This window comes from Nocardia sichangensis, assembly GCF_047200615.1.
Lineage (GTDB): Bacteria > Actinomycetota > Actinomycetes > Mycobacteriales > Mycobacteriaceae > Nocardia > Nocardia sichangensis.
Map to the genome: position 1 here is coordinate 1 of NZ_JBJZOK010000078.1, position 4,296 is coordinate 4,296.

Genomic DNA, 4,296 nt, shown 5'->3' on the forward strand with positions numbered 1-4,296 from the left:
CACATTCGATCGGTATTGACACCGAGATAACCGGCACGACGAGAAACCACGGCTTGTGGCCTCGCCGTGCCGGGGTAGCGTCGGTTGATGTCCTCGAAGCGAGGAGATGGCCGGTTGGCCGATCGAAGCTCAACAACCACGCCAGCGAATAGGCGGTTCTGCCACGCGTGCGGCCGTCCCCTGTCGTCGGCCACTCGTGCTGACGCCCTGTATTGCTCTTCGGCTTGCCGGGCGCGTCACTGGCGGTGGTTTCAGCAGACTCGAAGCCGAGTCAGGGCTATCCACAACCGCGCAGCACCGCGGGCAACCTGCCCCGAGTGTCGACGGACGTGGGTGATCGGACTGGATCATCGCTCGTCGGCGATCTACTGCTCCCACCGCTGCCGCACGCGCGCGTGGCGACGAAGACGTTCGGCGCAGGTGTCACGGTGACTGTATCCCGAACGGCTGGCCGCAACTCATTAAAACTAGCCTCTACCTGGGAAAACATGCGACATTCATGCTTGCCGCAGCGGTAGGCTGCGCGCATAATTGGTCCGGCCTATTCGTTATCCGTTCGCGCTCGCATAGCCTCCGGCTCCAGCGCAATGCGACGGATCCGCCAGGTGGGCGATCGGCGAACGGTCAGGCAAGATCAAGGAGATGGTGGCGATGCCCACCAAGATCGGAAACGTCACCGAACGGCAGTACCAGCGATTGGTTCAGCATGCGCGCGGGCTCGTCGAGCAGCAGTCGCACGCGCAGTTCGGACTCGGCGACGACGCGTTGAAGGTTGCTCCGATGCAACAGTATGGCGGAGCACACGCCAGCGAACCGTTGATGACGGTGTCCTACAGCATCGAAAGATTCGCCAACGACATCGGCATCCCCCCGGCGACACTCAATACCTATCGGTGGGTGTCCTCACGGTGGCCGAAGGGGAAACGTCGCAAAGGGGTCTCCCACTACATCCACAGGGTCTTTGCCGGACTGGACGAAGACGATCGTTACGAGGTGATCAAGCACCCCCCGGACGGCGAGGACCGCTGGAACTACGAGAGTGCCTGCCGCTACGTCGGCTGGAAGGCTCCCGTGCCCAGGACCGCGCAGGAGAAGGTCGATCGAATCCACGAACTGGCCAAGGACGACTCGGTCGCCACCACAGTGACACGCAACTTCCTCAACCGGCCGAACGTCGCGTTCGAGGCGATGGCCGACCACACCGCTCGCCACGCCGTTAACACCGCGCAGGTCGACCGTGCGCGGCAATCGAACGAACGCGCCCGCCAGCGCCATCCCGTGATCAGGAAGCTCGAACACGGCGCCGAGTACATCGAGCTGGTCGGCATGTGCGCTCAGTTCGTCGCCGCGGCCGGACGCATCGTTCCCACGTTGCGCGGCCACGAATTCACCGACGCCGAACGCGCAACGATCCACATGAACACCGCGCGAGTGCGGAGCACCACGGATTGGATCGAAACCGCTGTCGATACCGGCGATGTGTCCCTGGACGAGGGGCTGGCTCGCCTCCTATCGGAGGAGTGAACATCATGTCGAAGCGACTGCCAAAGCACATCACCGGCGAACGAGTACTGGCAGCTCTGCTCGAAGCGAGACCGGCACGCTTGACCACACAACAGCTCGCCGCCACGACCGGGCTCACCCTAAGCCAGGTCCGCACCGGCCTGGCATGGATCAAAGACACCGGTGCCTTCGAACGTATGCAACCGCTCACCTGGCGGCGCGCGGGAGGGCACGGCATGACCGACGACGTGGACGACTGGATCGCCCAGGAACGATCCATTGTGCACACTCTCTATACCCGCACCAAGCGGCTGATTACCGGCACGGCTGCGCCGCACGCCGAGCGACGCCCCGACGATGATTGGATCCGCCTGTTCCTGGACCAGGTCAATGGAGTTAGAGCCATGCTCGAAGCCGTGTCTCGGCTTTGACGGCCGGTCGCTGTAGCCCGGATCGCAACCGGAAGTCCCATCCTGCCCGGTCAGACGACGAACGGCCGGTGGGGCCGAGCATCTGCTCGGCCCCACCGGCCGTTTCAGTGTGCGGGAAGGCTAGCCGTTCATCGGGGTCGCGGTGGGCGGCTCGACGGGCCGATCCTGTGGGGCCGGGTCGGTAATGAGGCGAAATCGCCAGGTCGGAACCAGGGGCAGCAACTCGACGACGTCGCGCTCCTCGCCGCCCCAGTCGATGTCGGGGGCTGGGGTCGGGTAGGCGGTGACGATAGCGCGGGCCGCGCTGTCGGGGTCGGTGTAGGTGATGCCGCTCAGCGGCCCGGTCGTGATGCGTACGGCGGCGGTGGCGAGGTGATAGTCGGCCTCGGTGCGCTGATTGCGGTAGCAGGCGAACACCGGAACCAACGGCCCCGCAGAGGATTCAGTGGTTGTGGCGAGTTGGTGGGAGGCCTCGGCAGTGACCGCCAGCCACAACTCGAGGCTGTCGGCGGCGTGCGGGGAGCACGCGAACACACGGTGCAGTGCCGCCGCGACGGCGGCCGAGGTGGAAGCGCTGTACATGAGAAACCTTTCAAGAAAAATGACGAACGAGTCGAACGTGACCGCCTGGTGCCCCGGGGGCCGAGGCGAACCCCCGGCCCCTGGGCACCTACGAGAGTCAGTCCTCGGCGAGGGCGAATCTCTTGGGGGCCGCGCAGGTCTGGCGGGAGATCTCGCTCTTGGTGAGGCTGACCAGCGCGTTGTGCACGGCACCGGCTGAGCGGCCGAGGGCCTTGCCGATCTGGTGCGGGGTGAACTCCTCGCCCGCGTGATCGTGCAGCCACTGCTCGACCAGCCCCCGCAACGCCCCCGAAGCCAGCCGCTCGGTCGTCTCGGGTCCGCCCGCTGCCGCGTCCGGGGTCGGTGCCGGGCCATCGGTGGAGGGTACGGCGGTTTCGTCGGCCGTAGGGGCGGCAGGGGCCGATTCCGGCAGTGCCGCGTCCGGGCCGGGGTCAGCGGGCGCGGTGCCGCTATCGGGTCGGTTCGTCGCGTCGGATTCCGCGGGCGCGGAGCCGGTCTCGGGTTCGGTGGCGTCATCGGCGGCCGGTTCCACCGGTTCGGCGGCATCGGGTGCGCCCATGTCGGCGGGGGCCGTGTCAGCGGGTTCAGGCGCGGCGGGTTCGGCGGAGGTGGTCGGTTCGGCGGTGGTCCACGTCTTGGCCGCGCGCGGGTTCTCCGCATTACGGTGGGACCGGGCGGTGCCCACGCTTTCCCACCCGGTCAGGATGCGCCGGGTGGTCGAAGCCGAGATACCGGCGGCACCGGCCAGTTCATCGATGGTGAATCCGGGATTGTCGCCCAGCACCGCCCACACTGCCTTCTCGGTGTCGGTGCCCAACGCGGGCGTACCCGGTTCACCTGCCGGGGCGGCAGCGGCGGCGTGGGTCGGGTCGGTGGTGTCCGGTGCCGGGCGCGTGGTGGGGGTCTTCTTCTTACGTGTGGACATGACAGGTCCCTCCATGAATGACGGGGTTCGGGTGTTCGGTCATGTCCCGGCCGGGACGGAAAACCACGCCGGATCGGGAAAAATCCCCGGGGGGTTCGGCGTCGTTCCCGCTCCTATGGACGCTCGGTACCCGTGCCGATGTCAAGCGGGTCGTGAAATAAAATTGCGTCCCGCAATTCCTCTCGGCTATCGCCGAAATTCCAAAAATGCGAGAATAATTCGACTTCTCCGCGCGAGGGCGGCGCGGGCACGACCGAGTCGGCCCGCACTGTCCTTGCCAGCCTCGACTGGTCCGGGCACACACCGAGGACGGAGGCGCCCTCGTCAATCTTCGGCCGGGCGGCTGGCATCGGTTTGTACTCAGATCGGCCACGTCAGGTCGTCCAGCGACATTCCCTCGCATTCGCCGGTGTCGACCCATTCAACGACATACACGTCCTCCGAGTGGCCGGGATCGATGCCGACGAGATATCCCTCCCGGCAGATGTCGGCGCGGTCGGCGACCGTAACGCCCGGGTGGATGTCACCGACGCGCAGCTGCGGCACGGTTGGCGCACCGCCCGCGCCGCACGCGACTGATTGTCCTGCAATGGAGACTGTTTCGTGCGGCTGGTTGGTGGGCGGGGTGGTTTGGTTGCCGGTCATTGCGGGTGTGTCTCCTTGCTGTGTCGAGGTGGCCGGTACTGCCCCCCGGGGCGGGGGGGGGGGGGGGCGCCCCCCCGGGGGGGGGGGGGGGGGGGTGGGGGCGGGGGCGGGGGCGGCGCGGGCGGAGGCTTGGGCGGGGGGGGGGGGGGGGGGGTTGCGGTGGACGAGGGGCCCGGGGTGGGGTCGGGCGCCGGGGGGGGTGGGGGGGGG

General features: G+C 67.4%; 5 protein-coding genes. 2 read left to right on the forward strand and 3 right to left on the reverse strand.

The window, feature by feature from the left end; genetic code table 11:
- The first annotated feature begins 651 nt into the window (after positions 1-651).
- Positions 652-1,524 carry a DUF6192 family protein gene (locus tag ACL03I_RS39035; protein WP_067810765.1) on the forward strand — a complete coding sequence of 291 codons (873 nt, stop codon included), beginning with the start codon at positions 652-654 and terminating at the stop codon, positions 1,522-1,524.
- Positions 1,525-1,529: 5 nt separating this feature from the next.
- Positions 1,530-1,934, forward strand: coding sequence for a hypothetical protein (locus ACL03I_RS39040; protein ID WP_157112133.1), 405 nt, complete (start codon positions 1,530-1,532; stop codon positions 1,932-1,934).
- 120 nt (positions 1,935-2,054) lie between these two features.
- On the opposite strand, the gene ACL03I_RS39045 is transcribed toward ACL03I_RS39040, so the two are convergent.
- The 3 genes from ACL03I_RS39045 to ACL03I_RS39055 all read right to left on the reverse strand — a co-directional run bounded on the left by ACL03I_RS39045 (position 2,055) and on the right by ACL03I_RS39055 (position 4,086).
- On the reverse strand, positions 2,055-2,516 hold the full coding sequence (locus ACL03I_RS39045) for a hypothetical protein (RefSeq protein ID WP_067810747.1): 462 nt from the start codon (positions 2,514-2,516) through the stop codon (positions 2,055-2,057).
- A gap of 97 nt (positions 2,517-2,613) precedes the next feature.
- Positions 2,614-3,441, reverse strand: coding sequence for a hypothetical protein (locus ACL03I_RS39050; RefSeq protein WP_412808605.1), 828 nt, complete (start codon positions 3,439-3,441; stop codon positions 2,614-2,616).
- A gap of 360 nt (positions 3,442-3,801) precedes the next feature.
- Positions 3,802-4,086, reverse strand: coding sequence for a hypothetical protein (locus ACL03I_RS39055; protein ID WP_412808606.1), 285 nt, complete (start codon positions 4,084-4,086; stop codon positions 3,802-3,804).
- Positions 4,087-4,296 lie beyond the last annotated feature (210 nt).

Coding starts and splice junctions, on each gene's coding strand:
- ACL03I_RS39035 (WP_067810765.1), top strand. CDS start 652: ATGCCCACCAAGATCGGAAACGTCACCGAACGGCAGTACCAGCGATTG.
- ACL03I_RS39040 (WP_157112133.1), top strand. CDS start 1,530: ATGTCGAAGCGACTGCCAAAGCACATCACCGGCGAACGAGTACTGGCA.
- ACL03I_RS39045 (WP_067810747.1), bottom strand. CDS start 2,516: ATGTACAGCGCTTCCACCTCGGCCGCCGTCGCGGCGGCACTGCACCGT.
- ACL03I_RS39050 (WP_412808605.1), bottom strand. CDS start 3,441: ATGTCCACACGTAAGAAGAAGACCCCCACCACGCGCCCGGCACCGGAC.
- ACL03I_RS39055 (WP_412808606.1), bottom strand. CDS start 4,086: ATGACCGGCAACCAAACCACCCCGCCCACCAACCAGCCGCACGAAACA.